19 protein-coding genes and 7 tRNA genes are annotated in these 24,840 nt (G+C 56.2%); 3 read left to right on the top strand and 23 right to left on the bottom strand.

From position 1 onward, the window contains the following. The first annotated feature begins 188 nt into the window (after positions 1-188). Complete coding sequence (locus AB1E37_RS18120; RefSeq protein WP_002894699.1) at positions 189-671, top strand: zinc ribbon-containing protein; 483 nt, start codon at positions 189-191, stop codon at positions 669-671. 45 nt (positions 672-716) lie between these two features. On the opposite strand, the gene AB1E37_RS18115 is transcribed toward AB1E37_RS18120, so the two are convergent. The 11 genes from AB1E37_RS18115 to miaB all read right to left on the bottom strand — a co-directional run bounded on the left by AB1E37_RS18115 (position 717) and on the right by miaB (position 13,974). Further along, complete coding sequence (locus tag AB1E37_RS18115; RefSeq protein ID WP_002894701.1) at positions 717-2,510, bottom strand: filamentous hemagglutinin N-terminal domain-containing protein; 1,794 nt, start codon at positions 2,508-2,510, stop codon at positions 717-719. Positions 2,511-2,575: 65 nt separating this feature from the next. After that, positions 2,576-4,246: a ShlB/FhaC/HecB family hemolysin secretion/activation protein gene (locus AB1E37_RS18110; RefSeq protein ID WP_032447417.1), complete on the bottom strand. Its 1,671-nt coding sequence runs from the start codon at positions 4,244-4,246 to the stop codon at positions 2,576-2,578. Positions 4,247-4,619: 373 nt separating this feature from the next. Beyond that, positions 4,620-5,345 (bottom strand): amino acid ABC transporter ATP-binding protein, encoded by a 726-nt coding sequence (locus tag AB1E37_RS18105; RefSeq protein ID WP_002894706.1) that lies wholly within the window; start codon positions 5,343-5,345, stop codon positions 4,620-4,622. Further along, the gene (gene gltK, locus AB1E37_RS18100) at positions 5,345-6,019 is read right to left on the bottom strand and encodes a glutamate/aspartate ABC transporter permease GltK (RefSeq protein ID WP_004212642.1); all 675 of its coding nucleotides are present in this window, start codon (positions 6,017-6,019) and stop codon (positions 5,345-5,347) included. The genes AB1E37_RS18105 and gltK overlap by 1 nt, the downstream gene beginning before the upstream one ends. Then, entirely contained in the window at positions 6,019-6,759 is a 741-nt protein-coding gene (locus AB1E37_RS18095; protein ID WP_004223663.1) for an amino acid ABC transporter permease, read from the bottom strand. Before AB1E37_RS18095 ends, gltK begins: the two co-directional genes overlap by 1 nt. Before the next feature lie 164 nt (positions 6,760-6,923). Further along, positions 6,924-7,835: an amino acid ABC transporter substrate-binding protein gene (locus AB1E37_RS18090; protein WP_002894712.1), complete on the bottom strand. Its 912-nt coding sequence runs from the start codon at positions 7,833-7,835 to the stop codon at positions 6,924-6,926. 354 nt (positions 7,836-8,189) lie between these two features. After that, positions 8,190-9,728 carry an apolipoprotein N-acyltransferase gene (gene lnt / locus AB1E37_RS18085; protein ID WP_004223664.1) on the bottom strand — a complete coding sequence of 513 codons (1,539 nt, stop codon included), beginning with the start codon at positions 9,726-9,728 and terminating at the stop codon, positions 8,190-8,192. 125 nt (positions 9,729-9,853) lie between these two features. After that, positions 9,854-10,732, bottom strand: a complete 879-nt coding sequence (corC, locus tag AB1E37_RS18080) for a CNNM family magnesium/cobalt transport protein CorC (RefSeq protein ID WP_004197606.1) — start codon at positions 10,730-10,732, stop codon at positions 9,854-9,856. Positions 10,733-10,879: 147 nt separating this feature from the next. Next, positions 10,880-11,353: an rRNA maturation RNase YbeY gene (gene ybeY / locus AB1E37_RS18075; RefSeq protein ID WP_002894722.1), complete on the bottom strand. Its 474-nt coding sequence runs from the start codon at positions 11,351-11,353 to the stop codon at positions 10,880-10,882. Next, on the bottom strand, positions 11,350-12,396 hold the full coding sequence (locus AB1E37_RS18070) for a PhoH family protein (RefSeq protein ID WP_004176871.1): 1,047 nt from the start codon (positions 12,394-12,396) through the stop codon (positions 11,350-11,352). The genes ybeY and AB1E37_RS18070 overlap by 4 nt, the downstream gene beginning before the upstream one ends. Before the next feature lie 153 nt (positions 12,397-12,549). Continuing rightward, the gene (gene miaB / locus AB1E37_RS18065; protein ID WP_002894730.1) at positions 12,550-13,974 is read right to left on the bottom strand and encodes a tRNA (N6-isopentenyl adenosine(37)-C2)-methylthiotransferase MiaB; all 1,425 of its coding nucleotides are present in this window, start codon (positions 13,972-13,974) and stop codon (positions 12,550-12,552) included. A gap of 179 nt (positions 13,975-14,153) precedes the next feature. Here miaB and ubiF point away from each other — a divergent pair, with 179 nt between their 5' ends. After that, complete coding sequence (ubiF, locus tag AB1E37_RS18060) at positions 14,154-15,329, top strand: 3-demethoxyubiquinol 3-hydroxylase (protein ID WP_032447418.1); 1,176 nt, start codon at positions 14,154-14,156, stop codon at positions 15,327-15,329. 119 nt (positions 15,330-15,448) lie between these two features. On the opposite strand, the gene AB1E37_RS18055 is transcribed toward ubiF, so the two are convergent. The 12 genes from AB1E37_RS18055 to nagB form a co-directional block, all read right to left on the bottom strand. Next, a tRNA-Gln gene (locus tag AB1E37_RS18055) sits at positions 15,449-15,523 on the bottom strand. 75 nt (positions 15,524-15,598) lie between these two features. Next, positions 15,599-15,673, bottom strand: a tRNA-Gln gene (locus AB1E37_RS18050). 47 nt (positions 15,674-15,720) lie between these two features. After that, a tRNA-Met gene (locus AB1E37_RS18045) sits at positions 15,721-15,797 on the bottom strand. A 23-nt stretch (positions 15,798-15,820) separates the two neighbouring features. Continuing rightward, positions 15,821-15,895 (bottom strand) — tRNA-Gln (locus AB1E37_RS18040). A gap of 36 nt (positions 15,896-15,931) precedes the next feature. Further along, positions 15,932-16,006 (bottom strand) — tRNA-Gln (locus AB1E37_RS18035). A 23-nt stretch (positions 16,007-16,029) separates the two neighbouring features. Continuing rightward, positions 16,030-16,114 (bottom strand) — tRNA-Leu (locus AB1E37_RS18030). Between the two features lie 8 nt (positions 16,115-16,122). Further along, positions 16,123-16,199, bottom strand: a tRNA-Met gene (locus AB1E37_RS18025). Between the two features lie 237 nt (positions 16,200-16,436). Next, positions 16,437-18,101 (bottom strand): asparagine synthase B, encoded by a 1,665-nt coding sequence (asnB, locus tag AB1E37_RS18020; protein ID WP_002894734.1) that lies wholly within the window; start codon positions 18,099-18,101, stop codon positions 16,437-16,439. Between the two features lie 278 nt (positions 18,102-18,379). Further along, the gene (locus AB1E37_RS18015) at positions 18,380-19,132 is read right to left on the bottom strand and encodes an HAD-IIA family hydrolase (protein ID WP_002894738.1); all 753 of its coding nucleotides are present in this window, start codon (positions 19,130-19,132) and stop codon (positions 18,380-18,382) included. 116 nt (positions 19,133-19,248) lie between these two features. Beyond that, positions 19,249-20,469, bottom strand: a complete 1,221-nt coding sequence (locus AB1E37_RS18010) for an N-acetylglucosamine repressor (RefSeq protein ID WP_002894742.1) — start codon at positions 20,467-20,469, stop codon at positions 19,249-19,251. A gap of 8 nt (positions 20,470-20,477) precedes the next feature. Then, positions 20,478-21,626 (bottom strand): N-acetylglucosamine-6-phosphate deacetylase, encoded by a 1,149-nt coding sequence (gene nagA / locus AB1E37_RS18005; protein WP_004223668.1) that lies wholly within the window; start codon positions 21,624-21,626, stop codon positions 20,478-20,480. Between the two features lie 113 nt (positions 21,627-21,739). Then, positions 21,740-22,540 (bottom strand): glucosamine-6-phosphate deaminase, encoded by an 801-nt coding sequence (nagB, locus tag AB1E37_RS18000; protein WP_002894749.1) that lies wholly within the window; start codon positions 22,538-22,540, stop codon positions 21,740-21,742. A 314-nt stretch (positions 22,541-22,854) separates the two neighbouring features. Between nagB and nagE the strand changes: the two genes are divergently transcribed. Continuing rightward, positions 22,855-24,810 carry a PTS N-acetyl glucosamine transporter subunit IIABC gene (gene nagE, locus AB1E37_RS17995; RefSeq protein ID WP_004147599.1) on the top strand — a complete coding sequence of 652 codons (1,956 nt, stop codon included), beginning with the start codon at positions 22,855-22,857 and terminating at the stop codon, positions 24,808-24,810. Positions 24,811-24,840: the final 30 nt, after the last annotated feature.

The raw sequence follows: 24,840 nt of genomic DNA, 5'->3' as shown, positions 1-24,840 counted from the left end.
GTAGCCAATGGATGTGTTATTTCAGATCGGCATAGCATAGCCCAAACGCCCACGTCAAAACAGCTTTTCGCACATCAACATCGGCAAAAGCTGCGCAGATTATTTCGCGACTCTGTGGCTTGCCAGACACAGCGGGAGAGGAATAAGGTCTATTATCAGAAGACGTTAACCCCACCGGAGGCGAAATGATGAACAAGGTTGCTCAATATTACCGTGAACTGGTCTCCTCGCTCAGCGAACGGCTCCGCCATGGAGAGCGCGATATCGACGCGCTGGTGACGCAGGCGCGGGAAAAAATCGTCCGCGCCGGCGATCTGACGCAGAGCGAGATCGAGTCGGTGATTGCGGCGGTCAAACGCGACCTCGAGGAGTTTGCCCGCAGCTACGAAGAGAGTCACGAAGACGAGAGCGACAGCGTGTTTATGCGGGTGATCAAAGAGAGCCTGTGGCAGGAGCTGGCTGATATCACCGACAAAACCCAGCTCGAGTGGCGGGAAGTCTTTCAGGATCTGAATCATCACGGCGTGTACCACAGCGGCGAAGTGGTCGGTCTGGGCAACCTGGTCTGCGAGAAGTGCCACTATCACCTGGCGGTATACACCCCGGACGTGCTGCCGCGCTGTCCAAAATGTGGCCACGATCAGTTCCAGCGTCGGCCCTTCGAGCCCTAAGCGTGCGAAAAACGATGCGCGAGGCTTCGCGCATCGTGGTTTGTCTTATTTCACCGTGTTGACTTCGGTGCTCTTGAAATACTGTTTTCCACCCATGTCGCTAACATATTTCTGCGATGAGTTCAGTACCAGCTTGTCAGCAGTTAACGTCCCGACGCCGCATTTCGCCAGGCCCAGTATGCCGCAACTTTTACCACCATTGACCACTTTGGTGGCGGTTAACGTCATGTTGCCGCCCGCGCTGAGGGTTGAATAATTGTAGATCGCGCCTTTATTTTTGGTATTTAAGGTCAGGTCGCCGGTGCTGCTGATCTGCCCTTCGTTGGTGATATCTGAGTAGGTCGTGATTGAAATATTTTTGGCAGTAATATTGCCATAATTATTCACTACGCCGTGATCGGTGGTGATATCGGCGGCATTCATATAACCATTTTGGTTCAGCCAGTAGCTGTGGGCGGTAATGGCGTTGGTTGCCTCAATACGACCACTGCTGCTTTGCGCCAGCGTGCCATTGGTCTGCAGATTGATATTTTCGCCGGTGATATTGCCGAGGTTATAGATCTCGCCCGTATTGGCGCTGCCGTCCTGTGTAAGCGACTGAATGGTGGTTTGGCCAGTAGAGTTAATATTGCCGGTGTTTTTAAAGCTGTCGCCGACAAACGTCAGGCTGGTGTGTTTGGCGCTGATTTTGCCTTCATTGAGGAAATCACCGATTGCCGTGGCGGCAATCTGGTTATTTGACAGCAGGGAGGCTTTTTCTTCGTTGCGGATTTTCCCGCCGCTGGTCAGGCTTAATCCACTGGTGCCGGTCATCGTGCCTGAGTCGCCGTTGGTGATGTTGCCGTTAGCGGTGGCAATCAGCTGGCCGCCGGAGAGAGAACCGGTGTTAACGATATAATCGCCACTGGAGAGCATTAAATAATAGGCGCCGGCGATGCTACCGTCATTGGTGATGCCCGTGACGGTGGAAACCTGGCTCAGCAAACCTTTGCCCGTTATTGACCCTTTGTTCAGTAAATTACCGTTGCTGGTGAGCATCAGCGTGCCGTTGGAGATAATAGAACCCTTATTACGTACGCCAAAGCCGATGTTATTGCCGACCATGCTGATGCTGTTGGCCTCAATGCCGCCAAGGCTGCTGACGTCGATGCTGTACTGCGGGTTAACCGTCATCTGGATCAGGGTGGCCTTTTTACCGGCGGAGGTCACCGAGCCAGAGCTGTTATCCATGGTGAAGTTGCCCGCGCTGACCAGGGCGTTGTTGGCCTGCACTTTACCGTTAATCTTAATCGCGTCGGCGAGCAGAACCGCGTAGCCGTTGGCGGCGTTCATGCCATTTTCGCCGATGGTGAGGGTGCCGCCCGTTACGGTATAGCTGCCGATGGCGCCATCGTCGGTCATATTAACCTTGCCGGTGGTCAGGATAGCCTTGTTGGTATTAACAAAGCTACAGCCGGAACAGGTGATGCCGTTCGGGTTGGCGATTACCACATCCGCTTTCTGACCGTTGACTTCGATAAAGCCCTTCAGGCTACTGGCGTTTTTGGAGGTCACCTCGTTCAAAATCACCGAAGCGCTGCCGGCGGTCAGATTATTGTTGCGGGCGATATTGCCAAATGTGCTGTGGCTGACATCATCGCCGCTGTTATTAAGGATGGTGCCATTGGTGCCGACGTTGAAGTCGCGGTACAGGTTATGGGAGACACCGGCGGCATTCGGCTTTTCAATATCGATAACCGTGGCGCCGGAAGAGTGCGTATAGCTTGTGGGGTCGGCATAAACTACCGACGAGGTTAATACTGCCGCCAGTGCGACATAAGAAGCCTTAAACTTAAACATTTTCTTTATTCCTTTAAATAATGATTAATAAATAATGTAAATATGACGAGTCAATAATGTGCGAATTAATACCTCCACTGTAATGAAAAGCCCATATTCAGGGCGTCGCTATGAAACTTATCCGGTTTACTCAGCGGGGTACTAATAAACAGATCGTACTGCGTTGACCATAGCTGACCACGCAGCCCGCTGACGGCGCCGGAGAGCACTTTGCCTTTTTGATATAGATCGGCGCCGATAAGACGGCCTATATCCGCGCCCAAATAGAATTGCCGCTCGTGGGTGGCCAGATCCCAGATAAAATCGTTGCGCCAGTACCATCCCTGATTGCCGGACAGGCTGTTTTCACCGTCAAAACCGCGCACGCTCCAGCGACTACCAATATTGAATTTATTATCGGAAGCGAGTTTGTCCGGGCTGAACTGGGCGCTGAGGCGGGGAGCCCAGGTAAATTTGTCGCCGGTGGCGTCAAATTTCATCATTGCCTGCAGATTACCATGCACAATCCGCGACAGCGGGCTATACAGCCCGGCCTGCTCTTCCGGCGTTGCTGTCGAGCTGAGCCACGGCAGGCTGCGCTGGATGCCGATGCTGGCATCAACAATCTTTTTGTTAAAGTAGTGCTGGTGGTTGAGGGTGAATTCCCATGAGGGGTTCTGCTTGCGCATCACCAGTAGCTCACTGCCGCCGAAGTAATAATGCGAGCTGCTCTTGGCGATCCGCAGGTCAGCGGTGGTTTTTTGCTGCCGGGTGTGGGAGAGCAGACGACTCAGCGTGGCGCTGTAGTAGCGATTTTTACTCTTATAATCCATCGTCGACCAGTTGCCGTTAAACTGCTGACGATACTGGCTGTATGCCCCGTAGGCGCTTAGTGTCCAGTAGCCAAAGGGAATGGAGTAATACAGGCTGCCGTTGTGGTTGCCGTCGTTATGCTGATTGAATTCAATATCGCCCCCGCCGGAAAGGTACAGGATATCGTTGAGGGTGGTCAGGTCATAGAGATAGAGGGCCCCGCCGGCCTGGTAGCGTCCGCTGGCTTTGCTGCCGGCGTCGTCAAGCCAGGCGCCAAGCTGCCATTTTTTCGCCAGGCTGCGGGCGATCTGGATATCGCTTTCGCCCTCGTGTTGGCCCGGCAACAGTTTCATGTGCGCGGTGGCGCCGGGCAGACGCTGCAGGTTGGCCATCCCTTGCTCAAGGTCGCTTAAGCGCAGGATAGTACCGGAAGAGGTGGGTAGGGAATTCCACAGGCGGGTGGTGTCCGAGCCGTCGGCATAGTCGATAGCGCCCACTTTGCCATAGTGCAGCGTGAACCTGAGTATTCCGTGCTCCAGCGACTGGGAGGGCACATCAATCAGCGAGGTGATGTAGCCTTGCGCGATCAGCTCATTTTGCAAGGTATAGGCCAGCAGGCGAATGCCTTCGCTACCCAGACAGCGTCCCTGCGCCTGCCGTGCGGTTTTCGCCAGTAATTTCCGGGTGAGCGCCTGGTTATCGGAGTCGATATCGACCCGGTTGATCAATTTGCAATGCGTTTCCTCAGGAAAAGGGATACCCTGCGGCGCCACGCGCTGTTGTGAAGACTGAAAATCCTGTTGCTGCGGCGCCAGCGCCTCCTGGCGGGCTTTATCCTGCTCCGTCTGGTGAGTAGAAGAGGCCAATGGCGCGGCCCCGGCGGCTGAGGTGCCCGCCAGCGTGATAAACAGCAGCACGGTGAGCGTGCGAGATCGAATTAACATGAAGCAATATCCATTTGTTTCATTGGTTTGGTGGCGCATCCATTATTCTGCGAGCGGCAGAGAATATTGATGGCCTTTATTTCGGCGCAGGCGAGGTCAGGCAAGAATATTATATTCAATTAATAAAATAATCGTGCGGCGAACCTGTTACGAGGCGTTATATGCTAGCGGCGGTGGCAATGCCGGTCCACGAATTCATTATTGAATTCTTTATGAATTGATCGATTTAATAAATAAGTTCAGCTTTTATCGCCCAGGTTTATTGGGTACGTAAATGATAGTAGCGATCATCTACCGCATAAATAACATTGGCGAATAATATGGCGGAAAAGATTAACTGCGCATACCGGGCGGTATGCGCAGAGAAAAACCATTAATGAAGTATTTTGGCGAGGAAATCTTTGGCACGCTCGGATTGCGGATTGGCAAAGAAGGCCTCTTTATCGGCATCCTCGACAATCTTCCCTTCATCCATAAAGATCACCCGGTTCGCCACCTTGCGGGCAAAGCCCATCTCATGGGTCACGACCATCATGGTCATCCCCTCGTTGGCCAGTTCGACCATAACGTCCAGCACCTCGTTAATCATCTCCGGGTCAAGCGCTGAGGTGGGCTCATCAAACAGCATGGCGATTGGGTCCATACACAGGGCACGGGCAATGGCCACGCGCTGCTGCTGGCCGCCGGAGAGTTGCGCCGGGTATTTTTCCGCATGCGCCGCCAGGCCAACGCGCTCCAGCAACTTGAGGCCTTTCTTGCGCGCTGAGGCTTTATCGCGGTTAAGCACTTTGACCTGCGCCAGCGTCAGGTTGTCGATAATCGACAGATGCGGGAACAGTTCAAAATGCTGAAACACCATGCCGACGTGCGAGCGCAGTTTAGCCAGGTTGGTCTTTTTATCGTTAACCACGGTGCCATCGACAATAATCTGCCCCTGCTGTACCGGCTCAAGGCCGTTCACAGTCTTAATCAGCGTGGATTTACCGGAGCCTGACGGCCCGCAGACCACCACGACTTCGCCTTTTTTCACTTCCGTGGAGCAATCGGTCAGCACCTGAAAGTGACCATACCATTTTGAAACGTTTTTCAGGGTAATCATTACACAGTCCTTTTCTTCAACCAGCTGACCAACAGCGAGGCGCTGAGGCTAATCACAAAATAGACGCCGCCCGCGAACAGGATCATTTCGACCTGGGTTCCGTCACGCTCGCCAATGGTGGAGGCGGTACGGAAGAAGTCGGCGAGACTCAATACATACACCAGCGAGGTATCCTGGAACAGGACGATCCCCTGGGTTAGCAGCAGCGGCACCATGGCGCGGAAGGCCTGCGGCAGGATCACCAGCCGCATTGACTGCCAGTGGGTCATCCCCAACGCCAGCGCGGCGCTGGACTGGCCGCGGGAGATGCTCTGAATGCCGGCGCGGATAATCTCTGAATAGTAGGCGGCTTCGAACATCGAAAACGCCACCATCGCCGAGATCAGGCGAATATCCGTTTTCGGCGACAGTCCCAGCACGTTCTGCAGGAAGCCCGGGACAATCAGGTAGAACCACAGCAGGACCATCACCAGTGGGATTGAGCGGAATACGTTGACGTAGGATTTAGCAAACCAGGCCAGCGGCATAAAGCTGGACAGGCGCATAACCGCCAGCAGGGTGCCCCAGACGATGCCGACCACGATGGCGATCACCGTAATCTTAAGGGTGATCACCAGCCCTGCCAGCAGATAGGGCATGGAGGGAACGATCGAACTCCAGTCAAAATCGTACATTATTTGCCTCCCATATTGCCAGGCAGGCGAACCTTACGCTCGACCACATACATAATCAGCATAATCACCGCGTTGATGAAAACATAGGCCAGGGTGATGGCGGTAAAAGACTCCCAGGCATGAGCGGAGTAGTCCAGCAGTTTGCCCGCCTGCGCGGCCATATCGGCCAGACCGATGGTGGAGGCGATGGCCGAGTTTTTCACCAGGTTCATCATCTCCGAGGTCATCGGCGGCACGATAACGCGGTAGGCGTTCGGCAGCAGCACGTAGCGGTAGGTTTGCTGCAGGGTCAGGCCCATCGCCAGGCCGGCGTTCTTCTGCCCGCGCGGCAGCGACTGGATGGCGGCGCGTACCTGCTCGCAGACGCGAGCGGCGGTAAACAGCCCCAGGCACAGCATGGAGGAGACAAAGAATTGAATGTTTGGGTCCAGCTCTGATTTAAACCACATGCCGATATTTTCCGGCAGGAACTCCGGCACCACCAGGTACCAGGTAAAGAACTGCACGATCAGCGGCACGTTGCGAAACAGTTCGACATAGCAGGTGCCAATGCCCGAGAGGAAGCGATTGGGTACCGTGCGTAAAATGCCGAACAGTGAGCCGACGAGAAAAGCGATGATCCAGGCCGAGATGGAGAGGGCGACGGTGATTTGAAAACCGCTCCACAGCCAGCCCAGGTAGGTAGTGTTGCCGAAGGGGGCCTGTTGCAGGAATATCCCCCAGTTCCAGTCTATTGACATACATGACTCCTGGAAAAAAAAGGGTAGCCAGTGCTACCCTCGAAGACGGTTGTCCAGCTTGTTTCGGTATTCGCGGCGGCTGGGGAACGACCAGCCGCCGTATAGTCTGTCCGTGCTGTGACAATCATCGGGAGGGCAGGATATCCCGCCCCTGGTTGTTATAATTAGTTCAGTGCTTTGTCGTTAGGTGATTTGAACAGCGCTTTCATGTCGTCCGACAGCTCGAAGTTGAGGTTAAGATTTTTTGGCGGAATCGGGTTTTTGAACCATTTGTCAAACCACTTCTCCGCTTCGCCAGAGGTCTGAGCCTGGGCGACGGTTTCATCAACCAGCGCCTTGAACGTCGGATCGTCCTTCCGCAGCATGCAGCCATAGGCTTCCTTCGACTGCGGGGTGCCGACGATTTCCCAATTATCCGGTTTCTTCGCCTTGGCGCGTTCGCCAGCCAGCAGGGCATCATCCATCATAAAGGCCACGGCGCGTCCGCTCTCCAGGGTGCGGAAAGAGTCGCCATGATCTTTGGCGCTGATAATGCGCATATTCATTTTTTTCTCATCGTTCAGCTTATGCAGCAGGATCTCTGAGGTGGTTCCGGAGGTGACGACGACCGCTTTATCCTTCAGGTCCGGGAAATCTTTGATCGGACCGCCTTTCTTCACCAGCAGACGGGTACCGACCACGAAGATGGTATCGGAGAAGGCCGCCTGTTTCTGGCGCTCAAGGTTGTTGGTGGTTGAGCCACACTCGAAATCAAAGGTGCCATTCTGCAGCAACGGGATACGGTTCTGCGAGGTGACCGGGATCAGTTTGACCTGCAGATCGGGTTTGTTCAGTTTTTTCTTGATGGCATCGACGATGGCGTTGGAATAATCCTGAGAGTAGCCCACAACCTTCTGCTGGTTATCGTAGTAAGAGAACGGGACCGAAGATTCACGATGGCCGACAACGATAACCCCGTTTTTGGCGATCTTATCCAGGGTGTTCTGGCCAGCCGCCGGGGCAGCATCTTCCGCCTGCGCCAGACCAGCGGTCATTCCCATTACCAGCATTGCCGTGGCCAGTTTACGTAATTGCATATCCAACTCCTTATCCGCAGCGTCAGCGACGCTATTGATACCCATTGTGATTGTGTGTGTTGTTATTGGGGGCACGCGTCCACGTGCCGCATTTGTATGTGTTTGTTAGCATTTAGTTTGGCTTAATGTAAAGATTTTGCTGCTTTATTGTTTATTTTTGCGAAGCGCTCCGCACCAATCGGAGGCAAATATCTTCCATTGCACCAAAATAGCGCGACCACCGATCGTTTCTGGTGCAACCCGGTTGCACTGGGTCGGACAATGCCGCTACCAGGTTAAATAAAGCAATGACTGTGCCAGAGTGGCAGATGATGGGAAGAAAAAGCCGGCGACGGGCGTCGCCGGCGGAGAAACTTATCGGCGACGCTGGCGCAGGCTCATCAGCAGCGCGGCGAAACCAAACAGCGCCGTCAGCGCCCATAGCGGCCAGTTGCCGGTGCGGGCGTAAGGGGTTAAGCCGCTGGCGGGGGTCACGGTGGTGGTCAACACCTCGCGGGTAAACTGCGGGATCATCTTCTGGATCTCGCCGCGCGGGCCGATCACCGCAGTAATGCCGTTGTTGGTGCTGCGCAGCAGCGGGCGGGCCAGCTCCAGGGCGCGCATTCGCGCCATCTGGAAGTGTTGCCACGGGCCGATGGACTTGCCGAACCAGGCGTCGTTGGAGATGGTCAGCAGTAAGTCGGTGTCCGGCCGGAAGTTATCCCGCACCTGTTCACCGAGGATTATCTCGTAGCAGATGGCCGCGGTCAGCTTCAGGTTATGCGCCATCAGCTGCGGCTGCACGTAGGGGCCGCGGCTGAAGGAGGACATCGGCAGGTCAAAGAACGGCGCCAGCGGACGCAGAATCGACTCCAGCGGTACAAACTCGCCGAACGGCACCAGATGGTTCTTGTTGTAGCGGTTGGTCGAGTCGTAGCGGTACGGGTTATCTTTGCCGAGAGTAATGATGGTGTTGTAGGTATCGTAACGGTTCTGCTTGTTGAGACGCGCATCGACAATGCCGGTGATCAGCGAGCTGTCTTTTGCGCGCAGCAGATCGTCCATCATGCTGAGGAACTGCTGCTGGTTGATCTCCAGATCCGGGATCGCCGATTCAGGCCAGATAATCAGCTGCGAGTGGCCGATATGCGGCTGGGTCAGCGCCAGGTAGGTTTTCAGGGTATTGACCAGCTGCTTTTCGTCCCATTTCATGGCCTGTGGGATATCGCCTTGCACCAGCGAGACCTGGGTCGCGCGCGCCGGCAGCAGCTGATACCACTGGATATAGCGCAGCGGGAACGGCAGGGCGAACAGCAGCGCGGCAATCGCCAGCGGCTTCCAGTTGCGCTGGACGAGGGCCAGGGCCAGCAGGCCGCTGACTACCATCAGCAAGAAGTTAATCGCCTCGACGCCCATCACCGGCGCGAGGCCTTTCAGCGGGCCGTCAATCTGGCTGTAGCCGAACTGTAGCCACGGAAAGCCGGTCAGCACCCAGCCGCGCAGGAACTCGGTGATTTGCCAGACGACAGGGGCAGCGATAGCCATCCGTATCCAGTTAGTTTTAGGCCACAGACGGGCGAGCAGGCCGGCAAACAGGCCGGTGTAGAGCGAGAGATAGGCCGCCAGCAGAACGACGAGGAAGACGTTAACCGGGCCGGGCATTCCGCCAAACTGAGCGATGCTGACATAGACCCAGTTGATACCCGTGCCGAACAGCCCGAGTCCCCAGAAATAGCCGATCCCGGCGCTTTGCAGCGGGCGTCGGTTGAGGGTTAACGCCTGCAGACCGATCAGCGAAACGATAGCCGCTGGCCAGAAGTCATAAGGTGAAAAAGCCAGCGTTCCGCTGGCTCCAAACAACAGCGCCAGCAACAGACGTATGCGCTGGCGTTCAAGAAGAGAGGCAAATACCATTTAGGTTAATCGTCCCGTTAATTAACGCCTGCTGCTACAGGCTATTCTTTTTGCCAGCCGGACGCGGGGCACCTACAACCGTGTATGACTCGCGGTCTCCCGGCTGGCCATTTCAGCGCTACCGCTTACTCTTCCAGCTTCGGCTGGGGAGCGTCATCGGGCAGCTTTACATGCACCTGAATGATACGACGACTATCTGCCATTGCTACCTTGAATTGGTAACCATCAATGTCGATAGATTCGCCGCGGGCCGGCAGATGGCCGAAGGCCTGCATCACCAGCCCGCCAATGGTATCCACTTCTTCATCGCTAAAGTGCGTGTCGAAGGCGTCGTTGAAGTCTTCGATGGAGGCCAGGGCGCGCACCGTCCAGGTGTGGCGGCTCAGCTGGCGGAAATCGATATCTTCTTCTTCGTCGTACTCGTCTTCAATTTCCCCGACGATGAGCTCAAGGATATCCTCGATGGTCACCAGGCCAGAGACGCCGCCGAATTCGTCAATAACGATCGCCATATGATAGCGCTGTGAGCGAAACTCTTTCAGCATGCGGTCGACCCGCTTGCTTTCCGGGACGACAACCGCCGGCCGTAACACTTTTTCCATGCTGAAGGCTTCGGCGTCGCTGCGCATAAACGGCAGCAGATCCTTGGCCATCAGAATCCCTTCGATGTGATCTTTATCTTCACTGATGACCGGGAAACGCGAGTGGGCGGATTCGATGATGACATCTAGGCACTCGTCCAGCGTCTGGTTGCGTTTCAGGGTTATCATTTGTGAACGGGGGATCATAATGTCGCGGACCCGCTGGTCGGCGATATCCATTACCCCTTCGAGCATGTCACGCGTATCTTCATCGATAAGGTCGTTTTGCCCGGAATCACGGATCAGCGCCAGCAGTTCATCGCGGTTTTTCGGTTCCCCGTGAAAAAGCTGGCTGAGTAACAGGGAGAAAAATCCCTTTTTGCTGTTTACTGTGTCACTACTGTGTGAATTGTCGTCGCTCATGGCGTCGTTTGGGTTCTCATGTTGATTTAACTGTCGCTCGTCGCGCGTAAACTCAGCGCCGGACGGCATGGGTTGCCTGACTTTCTGGCAGGTAAAACGCAGAAACAGCGGCCGGATGAGGCGCAAGCACCGCCATCCGGCTGGGCGCTATTCCGCAATCTTCTCGGAAATGTACGGGTCCTCATAGCCCAGAGCAAGCATTATCTCTGTTTCAAGGCCTTCCATCTCTTCCGCTTCGTCGTCTTCGATATGATCGTAGCCCAGCAGATGCAGGCTACCGTGCACCACCATATGCGCCCAGTGCGCCTCCAGCGGCTTACCTTGCTCGCTGGCTTCCTGCTCTACCACCTGACGGCAGATGATCAGATCGCCGAGCAGCGGCATTTCAATTCCCGGCGGCGCTTCAAACGGGAAGGAGAGGACGTTGGTCGGCTTATCCTTGCCGCGATAGGTCAGGTTCAGCTCATGGCTTTCTGCAACGTCGACCAGACGAATCGTTAACTCTGACTCCTCCTGAAACGGCGGAATGACGGCGTCGACCCAGCGTTGAAAAAGGGCTTCGTCCGGCAGGCCGCTGGTCTCTTCGCAGGCCAGCTGTAAATCGAGGATCACCTGACTCATTTTTGCTCCTGTTCCTGGGCTTCGCGTTTGCGCTCGGCGGCCAGCTCTGCTTTACGTTTCTGGTCTGCGGCTTCCCATGCCTCATAGGCGTTCACGATGCGGGCGACCACCGGATGGCGCACCACGTCTTCGCTATGGAAGAAGTTAAAGCTGATCTCATCGACTTCCGCCAGTACTTCGATGGCATGGCGCAGACCGGATTTGGTGCTGCGTGGCAGGTCAATCTGCGTGATGTCGCCGGTGATCACCGCCTTGGAGTTAAAGCCGATGCGGGTCAGGAACATCTTCATCTGTTCGATGGTGGTGTTCTGGCTTTCATCAAGAATGATAAAGGCATCATTCAGCGTCCGTCCGCGCATATAGGCCAGCGGGGCCACTTCGATGACGTTACGCTCAATCAGCTTCTCCACTTTCTCAAAGCCGAGCATCTCAAACAGCGCGTCATACAGCGGGCGCAGATACGGGTCGACCTTCTGGCTCAGATCGCCGGGCAGGAAGCCGAGCTTTTCGCCTGCCTCGACGGCCGGACGGGTCAGCAGAATACGGCGGATCTCCTGGCGCTCCAGCGCATCGACCGCCGCCGCCACCGCCAGATAGGTTTTACCCGTACCCGCCGGACCCACGCCGAAAGTGATGTCGTGATCAAGGATATTGGCGATGTACTGCGCCTGGTTCGGCGTACGCGGTTTGATTACCCCACGCTTGGTCTTGATATTGACGGCTTTACCGTACTCAGGCACGCTTTCGGCGCTCTGCTCCAGTACGCGCGCTTCCTTGATCGCCAGGTGGATCTGCTCTGGTTCAATATCCTGAATCTGACCGCGCATTGGCGCTGTGTCGACATACAGGCTGCGCAGAATATCGGCGGCAGCGTGCACGCACAGGGCGCGACCGGTCAGCTTAAAGTGATTGTCACGGCGGTTGATCTCAATGCCTAACCGACGCTCCAGCTGTTTAATGTTGTCGTCAAACGGGCCGCACAGGGCTAACAGGCGTGCGTTATCCGCTGGCTCCAGGGTAATCTCACGAGTGTCTATGTTCAAACTATTCCTCTTTACGCAGGTGGCCGGACGCGGCGCGTGGCCGGCTAATCAGGAAATTATTTACGTCACAGGAAAATGGCGCAAGCATTGCTGTAGATATAGGGACGGAGAGAGGAATTACAAGGCCTGCCGGAACCGACAGGCCTGAAGGGATCATGGCTGGTAAATTCCCACGCCAAGATCGTTCTCTTTACGGGTGCGGGCAATCACTGATTCGGGTGATTCAGCGATACGCAGACCCATCTCCGCTTCGGTGCGCACGATTTTACCGCGCAGCGAGTTGGTGTATACATCGACGATTTCGACATCGACAAACTTACCGACGAGGTCCGGGGTACCTTCGAAGTTGACCACCCGGTTATTCTCCGTACGTCCGGAAAGCTCCATGATGTTCTTACGCGAGGTGCCTTCCACCAGGATGCGCTGTACCGTGCCGAGCATGCGACGGCTCCAGGCCATCGCCTGCTGGTTAATGCGTTCCTGCAGGATATACAGACGCTGTTTTTTGTCCGCCTCCGGCACGTCGTCGACCATATCGGCCGCCGGGGTGCCCGGGCGAGCGGAGAAGATAAAGCTGTAGCTCATATCGAAATTGACGTCGGCGATGAGCTTCATGGTCTTTTCGAAATCTTCCGTGGTTTCGCCGGGGAAGCCGACGATAAAGTCGGAGCTTATCTGAATATCCGGGCGCGCTTCACGCAGCTTGCGAATAATCGCTTTATACTCCAGCGCGGTATGGGTGCGTCCCATTAGGTTCAGCACACGGTCGGAGCCACTCTGCACCGGCAGGTGCAGGAAGCTCACCAGCTCCGGCGTATCGCGATAAACGTCGATGATATCGTCGGTAAATTCGATCGGGTGGCTGGTGGTGAAGCGAATGCGGTCGATGCCGTCGATGGCAGCGACCAGGCGCAGCAGGTCGGCAAAGCTGCCGGTGGTGCCGTCGTAATTCTCACCGCGCCAGGCGTTAACGTTCTGCCCCAGCAGATTGACCTCACGCACGCCCTGCGCCGCCAGCTGGGCGATTTCAAACAGGATATCGTCGCACGGACGGCTAACTTCTTCTCCGCGGGTATACGGCACCACGCAGTAGGTGCAGTATTTATTGCAACCTTCCATAATCGAGACAAAGGCGGTCGGCCCTTCGGCGCGCGGCTCTGGCAGGCGATCGAATTTTTCAATTTCCGGGAAGCTGATATCAACTACCGGACTGCGGTTGCCGCGCACGGAGTTAATCATCTCCGGCAGGCGGTGCAGGGTTTGCGGCCCGAAAATAATATCGACATAGTGCGCGCGCTGGCGAATATGGTCGCCTTCCTGGGAAGCCACACAGCCGCCGACGCCAATAATCAGGTCCGGGTTCTTCTCTTTCAGCAGCTTCCAGCGGCCAAGCTGATGGAAAACTTTTTCCTGGGCCTTCTCACGAATTGAGCAGGTATTGAGCAACAGCACATCTGCTTCTTCCGCCACTTCGGTCAGTTGATACCCATGTGTCGCATCCAGCAGATCGGCCATCTTTGATGAATCATACTCGTTCATCTGACAGCCCCAGGTTTTAATATGGAGTTTTTTTGTCATTGACTTGCTCATGCTCAGTAATAGATATCCAAAACGCGGGGATATATACAGGGTGAATTTCGCATTCCAGGGCGCGTATTGTAATGCTTTGGTCGCCCCCTGACCAGTGCGAGCGTTATCGCCGCAAGAGGGCGAAAAATCCGGTAAACTTAACGGATTCTGCTTTAAGGATAATAGCCATGACAATTCACGTAACAGATGTCGCCATCGTGGGCGGCGGCATGGTCGGCGGCGCCCTGGCGTTAGGGCTGGCGCAACAGGGATTTACCGTGACGGTGCTTGAGAAAGCGGCGCCACCGGCGTTCGATCCGGCATCCGCCCCGGATGTGCGGATCTCGGCGATCAGCGCGGCTTCGGTCGGCCTGCTGAAGAGTCTCGGCGTCTGGGATGCCATACGGGCGATGCGCGTCCACGCTTATCGCCGTCTGGAGACCTGGGAGTGGGAGAGCGCGCACGTCGCCTTCGACGCCGCGGAGCTCAAGCTGCCGGAGCTGGGCTATATGGTCGAGAACAAGGTTCTGCAATGGGGCCTGTGGCAAGCGCTGGCGGCGCATGAGGCGGTTACCCTGCGCGTCGGTAGCGAACTGAAAACGATGCAGCGCGGCGAGACGCAGACGGCGTTGCATTTGCGCGAGGGGGAGACGATCCACGCCCGGCTGGTTATCGGCGCCGACGGCGCTAACTCCCAGGTGCGGGAGATGGCCGGCATCGGCGTGCACGCCTGGCAATATCAGCAGTCCTGTATGCTGATCAGCGTCGAATGCGCCGACGATCCCGGCGACAGCACCTGGCAGCAGTTTACTCCCAGCGGCCCACGCGCCTTCCTGCCGCTGTTCGACCACTGGGCCTCGCTGGTCTGGTACGACGCCCCGGCGCGGATCCGTCAGCTGCAGAGCATGACCATGGCGCAGCTCCAGCAGGAGATCGCCAGTCACTTTCCGGCGCGGCTGGGACGGGTGACGCCGCAGGCGGCCGGCGCCTTCCCGCTTACCCGGCGTCATGCGCTGCAGTATGTTCAGCCCGGCCTGGCGCTGGTGGGCGATGCGGCGCACACCATTCATCCACTGGCGGGGCAGGGGGTTAATCTTGGCTATCGTGATGTCGATGCCCTGCTGGAGATCCTGGCGGAAGCGCGCGGCCGCGGCGAAGACTGGGCCAGCCTGCCGGTGCTGAAGCGCTACCAGGCGCGGCGGCGAGCGGATAATTTTATCATGCAGTCGGGGATGGACCTCTTTTATGCCGGTTTCAGCAATGGCTTAGCGCCGGTGCGGATGCTGCGTAATATTGGCCTGATGGCGGCTGAACGCGCCGGGGTGCTGAAGCGTCAGGCGCTGAAGTATGCCTTAGGCTTGTAAAACCGGCTTCCCGGGCAGGGGCGTAGCGGAGAGCGCCTGCCCGGCAGTCAGTACGGAGTAAGCATGTCAGGACGCCAATAGCAAAAAAGCCCACCGAAGTGAGCTTTTTTGCATTGAAGTGGCTGGGGTACGAGGATTCGAACCTCGGAATGCCGGAATCAGAATCCGGTGCCTTACCGCTTGGCGATACCCCAATTGTCTGTTGCGCTTGACCGTAACTACGCCGGTTGAGGGCAACAGTGCGTTCACTGCTGAACGACTTTTAAATTTGGCTGGGGTACGAGGATTCGAACCTCGGAATGCCGGAATCAGAATCCGGTGCCTTACCGCTTGGCGATACCCCAACAAATTGTTTGCGGATTTATCGATGCGTATCGATACGTCCAGAATTTGGTGGCTACGACGGGATTCGAACCTGTGACCCCATCATTATGAGTGATGTGCTCTAACCAGCTGAGCTACGTAGCCTAATTGTCTTACTGCTTCTTCGATGGCTGGGGTACCTGGATTCGAACCAGGGAATGCCGGTATCAAAAACCGGTGCCTTACCGCTTGGCGATACCCCAATACCGTCGCGGTGAACCGCAAATATCGAAGAAATATGGCTGGGGTACCTGGATTCGAACCAGGGAATGCCGGTATCAAAAACCGGTGCCTTACCGCTTGGCGATACCCCATCCGTACAACGCTAACTGGTGAATGGTGCGGGAGGCGAGACTTGAACTCGCACACCTTGCGGCGCCAGAACCTAAATCTGGTGCGTCTACCAATTTCGCCACTCCCGCAAAAAAGATGGTGGCTACGACGGGATTCGAACCTGTGACCCCATCATTATGAGTGATGTGCTCTAACCAGCTGAGCTACGTAGCCATCTTTTTTTCGCGTAACCTTATCGGCGTTGCGGGGCGCATTATGCGTATTGGGCCTGCGAGCGTCAACCTCTTTTTCAAGGAAAATCGTTGTAATGTGACTGTTTGGTTAGGTTGCGAACAGCTCGCTGGAATATTCGGCAATTATTGGTTATTTATCGTTTTTCAGCGGTATAAATCCGGCAAAAAGAAAACGGACCCCGGAGGGTCCGTTTTGCGTTTCACCGCCCGTCTGGGCTTATTTGTAGGCCGACTGGTGGACACCGACCGCGCGGCCTGATGGATCGTTCATGGTTTTGAACGCTTCATCCCACTCAATGGCTTTCGCTGAAGAGCAGGCCACCGACGGACCGCCAGGGACGCACTCCGCCGCGCTCGGCAACGGGAACAGCTCTTCGAAGATCTCGCGGTACAGATAGCCTTCTTTGGAGGTCGGCGTGTTGTACGGGAAGCGGAAGCTTGCGGTTTCCAGTTGCTGGTCGCTGATCTGTTTGGCGGCCACTTCTTTCAGGGTATCGATCCAGCTGTAGCCGACGCCGTCAGAGAACTGCTCCTTCTGGCGCCAGGCGACGCTGGCCGGCAGGTAGGATTCAAAGCATTCGCGCAGAATGTGTTTTTCCATTTTGCCGTTGCCGCACATCTTATCCTGCGGGTTAATGCGCATCGCGACGTCGAGGAACTTCTTGTCGAGGAACGGCACGCGGGCCTCCACGCCCCAGGCGGACATCGCTTTGTTGGCGCGGGCGCAGTCAAACATATGCAGCGCCTGCAGCTTACGCACCGTCTCTTCGTGCAGTTCTTTGGCGTTCGGCGCCTTATGGAAGTAGAGGTAGCCGCCGAACACTTCGTCCGAACCTTCGCCGGAAAGCACCATTTTGATGCCCATGGCTTTAATTTTCCGCGACATCAGGTACATCGGCGTCGAGGCGCGAATAGTGGTCACATCGTAGGTTTCGATGTGATAGATAACGTCGCGGATGGCATCCAGCCCTTCCTGGACGGTAAAGTGAATTTCGTGGTGCACGGTGCCGAGGTGGTTGGCCACCTCCTGCGCCGCTTTCAGGTCAGGAGAGCCTTCCAGACCGACCGCGAAAGAGTGCAGCTGCGGCCACCAGGCTTCGCTACGCTCCTGATCTTCGACGCGACGGGCGGCGAATTTCTTGGTGATAGCCGAGATGACCGATGAATCAAGACCGCCGGAGAGCAGCACGCCGTAAGGCACGTCGGACATCAGGTGGCTTTTCACCGACTCTTCCAGCGCCTGGCGCAGCTCGTTCTTATCGGTAACGTTGTCTTTCACCGCGTCGTAATCAAACCAGTCGCGCTGATAGTACTGGCGAATTTCGCCGTCTTTGCTCCACAGGTAGCTGCCCGCCGGGAACTCTTTAATGGTGCGGCATACCGGCACCAGCGCTTTCATTTCGGAGGCGACATAGAAGTTGCCGTGTTCGTCATGGCCCATATACAGCGGGATAATGCCGATATGGTCGCGGCCGATTAAGTACGCGTCTTTTTCGCTGTCGTACAGGGCGAAGGCGAACATTCCCTGCAGATCGTCGAGGAACTCCGGGCCTTTTTCCTGATACAGCGCGAGGATCACTTCGCAGTCGGAACCGGTCTGGAACTGGTAGCGATCGCCATACTCCGCGCGCAGCGCCTGGTGGTTGTAGATCTCGCCGTTAACGGCCAGCGCATGGGTTTTTTCGGCGTTGTACAGCGGCTGGGCCCCGGCGTTGACGTCGACAATCGACAGGCGCTCGTGCGCCAGAATCGCTTTGTCGCTGGCATATACGCCAGACCAGTCCGGACCGCGGTGGCGCATCAGGCGGGAAAGCTCCAGCGCCTTTTTACGCAGCTCGCCTGCGTCAGTTTTAATATCCAGTACGCCAAAAATAGAACACATAGCCTTCTCCATTACCCTGTCGTGTTTGATGTTGTGCTGGCTTCGTCTCGTGGCGAAGCCTGAGTGCGTGCTTAAGAAAATGCCGTAAAGGGGGAGCAGGCGCAAGGGTTTTGCGGCCGGAAAAAGAAAAAACGCAACCGTGATTGTTGAACAGTGAAAAAAGAGTATCTTTTGAACGGCTTTATTGAGGAATTCGTATTTATAGGCCGTTTTTATTAGATGGGGTAATTCTGATGGCCGCTAGAAATGAAAAACCACGTCCTGCGACGTGGTTGGCATCAGAAAATATCGATTTCCGCGACGGAAGGGTAAATCCACGACGGGCGGAACGGCATGCTGTCGATGTCGTCGAGGGTGGAGACGCCGGAGAGCACCAAAATAGTCTCCAGCCCCGCCTGGAAACCGGCCAGTATATCGGTGCGCAGGTTATCGCCGACGATCACCGTCTGCTCGGAGTGAGCCTGCATTTTATTCAGCGCTGAACGGATGATCCACGGGCTGGGTTTGCCGACGTAAAACGGCTTACGGCCGGAGATCTTCTCGATCCCGGCGCACAGCGCGCCGCAGGCAGGGTAGAAGCCGCGACCGTGCGTATCCGGGTTAGTGGCAATGAAGCGGGCGCCGTTGGCGACGAAGAAGGCGGCCTTATGCATCATTTCCCAGTTAAAGGAGCGAGTTTCTCCGACGATGACAAAATCCGGGTTCACATCGGTAATGGTAAAGCCGGCTTTGTACAGCTCGTGGATCAGCGCCCCTTCTCCCACCACGTAGGCTTTTTTGCCTTCCTGGCGACGCAGAAAATCGGCGGTGGCCATCGCTGAGGTGTAAAAGGCGCTATCCGGAACATCAATTCCAGCGGTGGCGAAACGGTTCGCCAGATCCTGGCCGGTTTGCGACGGGTAGTTGGTCAGCATTACCAGCGGCATGCCTTTATCGAGGATGCGCTTGATAAACTCGGCTGCGCCGGGAACGGCGACGTTATCGTGCATCAGTACGCCGTCAATATCACAAATTATGTTTTGAATGGTCATGGTGGGTCCAGAATCATTAACAAAGACGAAACTATACGCGTCATTGATGAGGTTTCACACCTCTGACGGGCGAGGCCCGCCCGTATCAAGGTGACGCGCTATCAGAAAAGGGGCGATTAGCTCTCAAGCAAACGCTGCAGCAGCGTGCCATTAAGCATGGCGCGTTTGACCAGCGCGAAGGCGCCGATTGCAGAGCGGTGATCGAGGGTGGAGCGCACCACCGGCAGGTTCTTACGAAACGCCTTAAGCGCCTGGGCGTTAATGCAGCCTTCGATGGCCGGAAGAAGGACCTTTTCAGCTTCCACTATTTCGCCGGCGACGACGATTTTTTGTGGGTTGAACAGGTTAATGGCGATGGCGATCGTTTTCCCGAGGTGGCGCCCCACGTACTCAATCACCTCGCAGGCCAGAGCATCGCCCTTGTTGGCCGCTTTGCAGATAGTTTTGATCGTGCAGTCATCCGGCGTCAGACGGCTCTGGTAGCCCTGCTCCAGCAGGTGGCGAACCCGCTGTTCAATGGCGGCATTGGCCGCGACGGTCTCCAGACAGCCGAAGTTGCCGCAGTGGCAGCGTTCGCCCAGCGGGTCGACCTGAATATGGCCAATTTCGCCGACGTTGCCGTTGCGGCCGATAAAAATGCGCCCGTTGGAGATAATACCCGCCCCGGTACCGCGGTGCACGCGCACCAGAATGGAGTCTTCGCAATCCTGGCTTGCGCCAAAATAGTGCTCGGCCAGCGCCAGGCTGCGGATATCGTGGCCAACAAAGCAGGTAACGTTGAAGCGTTTCTCCAGCGCCCCGACCAGGCCCCAGTTTTCCACCGCAATATGCGGCATATAGCGGATCACGCCGCTTTCCGGGTCGACGAGGCCCGGCAGGATCACTGAGATAGCGATCAGCTCGCGAATTTTGCGCTGACAGTTTTCGATAAAGGTGGCGATGATATTCAGCAGGGCGTGTTCCAGCGTTTCCTGGGTGCGCTCGGGCAGCGGGAAGTGCTCCTCTTCCAGGGTCTTGCTGCTTAAATCATACAGGGTCAGTGTGGCGTCATAGCGGCCAAGCCGCACGCCGATGGCGTTGAAGTTGCGGGTTTCTGCAATGATAGAGATAGCGCGGCGGCCACCGGTGGAGGCCTGCTGATCGACTTCTTTGATCAGGCCGCGCTCAATAAGCTGACGCGTGATTTTGGTCACGCTGGCAGGGGCAAGCTGGCTTTGTTCGGCTATCTGAATGCGCGAGATGGGCCCATGCTGGTCAATCAGGCGGTACACGGCCGCACTGTTCAGTTGTTTTACGAGGTCAACGTTACCAATTTGAGCTTGTCCGCCTGCTGTCATACTTTTACTTACTCAGTGACGACCTCGTTACCATTAACGATGGTCTTGGTGATTTTATAATCGCGTGTAAAGGCGGTCAGGTTAGCGACCATGCCCGGCGCAATGCTGCCGAGCTGCTTGTCCACGCCGATAGCGCGCGCAGGATAGAGCGTCGCCATGCGCAATACTTCGTCCAGTGCCACGCCGCAATGCTCAACCAGATTACGCACCCCTTCAATCATGGTCAGGGAAGATCCGCTGAGGGTGCCGTTTTCATCTACGCACAGCCCATTGCGGTAGTATATTGTTTTCCCGGCAAAAATGAACTGGTCAATATTCGCCCCCGCCGGCGCGGTGGCGTCGGTGACCAGGCACAGCTTGTCGCCTTTCAGGCGCTTGGCGTTGCGCACGTTGGCGTAATCGACGTGCATCCCGTCGACGATGATACCGCAGTAGACATCCGGCTCGTCAAAAATCGCCCCGGCAAGACCCGGTTCGCGGCCGGTAATGTACGGCATCGCATTATACAGGTGGGTGGCGAAGGTAATGCCCGCACGGAAGCCGACTTTCGCCTCTTTCAGCGTAGCGTTGGAGTGGCCCGCGGAGACAACGATCCCGGCGGCGACCAGTTTGCGGATCACTTCTGGCTCAACGCGCTCAGGGGCGAGGGTCACTTTGGTGATCACATCGGCGTTGTCGCACAGGAAATCGACCAGCGCCGCGTCCGGTTTACGCACGTAGTCCGGATTGTGGGTGCCTTTCTTAACGATATTCAGCCACGGCCCTTCGAGATGCAGGCCCAGCGCCTGGTTCGGATGTTTTTGCAGATATTCGCGCATCACGCGCACGCCTTGCTTCATCAGATCGTCGCTGGAGGTAATCAGCGTCGGCAGGAAGCTGGTGCAGCCTGAGCGTTCGTTGGCCTTCTGCATGATCTCCAGCGTTTCGACAGTGACCGCCTCTGGGCTGTCGTTAAACTGCACGCCGCCGCAGCCGTTGAGCTGGACGTCGATAAAACCGGGGGCGATTATTGCGCCGTTGACTGAGCGCTGCTCGATGTCAGACGGCAAATCTGCCAGCGGACAAAGACGTTCGATAAAGCCATCAGCGATAACAACCGCATGGTCATCGAGAATTTCATGACCGGTATAAACCCGGCCCTGGGTTAATGCATACATTACGACCCCCGGTATATACGCCTCATCAGGTCAGCGTTCGTTCGTTTGCCGCCGGCATGATGGTGCGTACAAAGAAAAAGATGATCCCGCGCCAGGGCGCGGGAAGGACTACATTACAGACCTTTAATATTTTCAGCTTCTAATTCGTTGAAATATTTTAGCGTCTTCACTTTCAGCTCCATGGTGGACGGTTCGTCGCAGACGATCACCGCCTTCGGATGCAGTTGCAGACAGGTAATGGTCCACATGTGGTTGACGTTACCTTCTACCGCCGCCTGCAGCGCCAGCGCTTTCTGATGACCCAGCACCAGAATCATCACTTCTTCTGCGTCCAGCAGGGTGCCCACACCGACGGTCAGTGCATATTTCGGCACCAGATCCACATCGCCGTCGAAGAAGCGGGAGTTCGCTACGCGGGTTTCATGGGTCAGGGTCTTAATACGGGTGCGGGACGCCAGAGAAGAGGCCGGTTCGTTAAACGCGATATGACCATCGTTGCCCACGCCGCCCATGAACAGGTGGATTTTACCGTAGGAACGAATTTTTTCTTCATAGCGACGGCATTCCGCATCGATGTCCGGCGCGTTACCATTCAGCAGGTTGATATTTTCTGCCGGAATATCAACGTGGTCAAAGAAATTACGGTGCATAAAGCTATGATAGCTTTCCGGATGCTCTTTCGGCAGGCCAACGTATTCATCCATGTTAAAGGTGACGACGTGCTTGAAGCTAACCTGGCCTGCTTTATGCATTTCAACCAGCGCCTTGTAGGCGGTCAGCGGGGTACCACCGGTTGGCAGACCCAGGACGAACGGACGGTCCGCGGTTGGTTTAAATGCATTAATGCGGTTAACGATATGGCGGGCAGCCCATTTACCGACCTGCTCAGCGGTTACCAGGGGAATCAGTCTCATTCTTCACCTCTATAGTCAAAGTAGATTCTGGCGGATTGGCGCCAGCACTCTAAGGAGAGTATTGCAGCAACTGCGCCGACCGGGGTCAATCCGTGTTGATTTTTTGAATGATAAAATAAGTTTTCGTTGTTAGCCAGTGCAAGGGAGGAGGGAATACGATATTTGGTGATAATTATCACAAAAAATACCCGTTTAATTTGCGATACGAATTAATTTTTCACACACTTTGCCGGTAAGTGATAAAACCGACCTTGTTACACAATAAAAAAGTGGCTTTGAAATGAGCCTCATCGGGGTCTCATAGGGGGAATAAGATGAATATTTTAGGTTTCTTTCAGCGACTGGGTAGGGCGTTGCAGCTCCCTATCGCAGTGCTGCCGGTCGCGGCATTGCTGCTGCGTTTCGGGCAACCAGACCTGTTAAATGTACCCTTCATCGCGCAAGCGGGTGGGGCGATCTTCGATAATCTGGCGCTGATCTTCGCAATTGGTGTGGCATCAAGCTGGTCTAAGGATAACGCCGGTTCTGCGGCGCTGGCCGGTGCGGTAGGGTATTTCGTGATGACCAAAGCGATGGTCACCATCAACCCGGAAATCAATATGGGCGTGCTGGCCGGTATCATTACCGGTCTGGTGGCAGGGGCGGTATACAACCGCTGGGCCGGCATCAAGCTGCCGGACTTCCTGAGCTTCTTCGGCGGCAAACGCTTCGTGCCGATCGCCACCGGCTTCTTCTGTCTGATCCTCGCGGCGATCTTCGGCTACGTCTGGCCGCCGGTGCAGCACGCTATCCACTCTGGCGGCGAATGGATCGTCTCCGCAGGGGCGCTGGGTTCTGGTATCTTTGGTTTCATCAACCGTCTGCTGATCCCAACCGGTCTGCATCAGGTGCTGAACACCATCGCCTGGTTCCAGATTGGTGAGTTCACTAACGCCGCTGGCGCTGTGTTCCACGGCGACATCAACCGCTTCTACGCCGGCGACGGCACCGCGGGGATGTTCATGTCCGGCTTCTTCCCAATCATGATGTTTGGTCTGCCGGGTGCGGCGCTGGCGATGTATCTGGCGGCGCCGAAAGCGCGTCGTCCGATGGTAGGCGGTATGCTGCTGTCCGTGGCCATCACCGCGTTCCTGACCGGGGTAACCGAGCCGCTGGAATTCCTGTTCATGTTCCTGGCTCCGCTGCTGTACCTCCTGCATGCGGTGCTGACCGGTATCAGCCTGTTCATCGCAACGGCGCTCGGGATCCATGCGGGCTTCTCCTTCTCCGCAGGTGCAATTGACTACGTGCTGATGTACAGCCTGCCGGCCGCCAGCAAAAACGTCTGGATGCTGCTGGTGATGGGCGTGGTGTTCTTCTTCGTCTACTTCCTGCTGTTCAGCGCGGTGATCCGCATGTTCAACCTGAAAACGCCGGGTCGTGAAGACAAAGCCGCTGACGTGGTAACGGAAGAAGCCAACAGCAACACTGAAGAGGGGCTGACCCAGCTGGCGACCAGCTATATCGCCGCGGTGGGCGGAACGGACAACCTGAAAGCCATTGACGCCTGTATCACCCGTCTGCGTCTGACCGTGGGCGATTCGGCGAAGGTGAACGACGCCGCCTGTAAACGTCTCGGCGCGTCCGGGGTGGTGAAACTGAATAAGCAAACCATTCAGGTTATCGTCGGTGCGAAAGCAGAGTCTATCGGCGATGAGATGAAAAAAGTGGTTACCCGCGGCCCGGTAGCGGCAGCGGCAGCCGCACCGGCTGGCAACGTCGCCACCGCAGCGCCCGCGGCTAAACCGCAGGCGGTAGCGAACGCGAAGACCGTTGAGTCGCTGGTTTCGCCGATTACCGGTGACGTGGTGGCCCTTGAGCAGGTGCCGGACGAAGCCTTCGCCAGCAAAGCCGTTGGCGACGGGATCGCGGTGAAACCGACCAGCAACATCGTGGTGGCCCCGGCCGCAGGTACCGTGGTGAAAATTTTCAACACTAACCACGCGTTCTGCCTCGAAACCAACAACGGTGCGGAAATCGTCGTTCACATGGGTATCGACACTGTGGCGCTGGAAGGCAAGGGCTTCAAACGTCTGGTTGAAGAGGGCACGGACGTGAAGGCGGGTGAGCCGATTCTGGAAATGGATCTGGACTTCCTCAACGCCAACGCGCGCTCAATGATCAGTCCGGTCGTCTGCAGCAACAGCGATGACTACAGCGCGCTGGTGATACTGGCGAGCGGTAAGGTCGTTGCTGGCCAGACGCCGCTGTATGAGATTAAAGGCAAGTAAGGCTCCTGAGTCGAGTTTTTGCCTCAGCGG

This window comes from Klebsiella sp. Shm-1 (assembly GCF_040804525.1).
GTDB classification, from domain to species: domain Bacteria; phylum Pseudomonadota; class Gammaproteobacteria; order Enterobacterales; family Enterobacteriaceae; genus Klebsiella; species Klebsiella pneumoniae.
The sequence above is the reverse complement of the archived record's forward strand: the minus strand, read 5'-3'. Positions and strand labels throughout refer to the sequence as shown.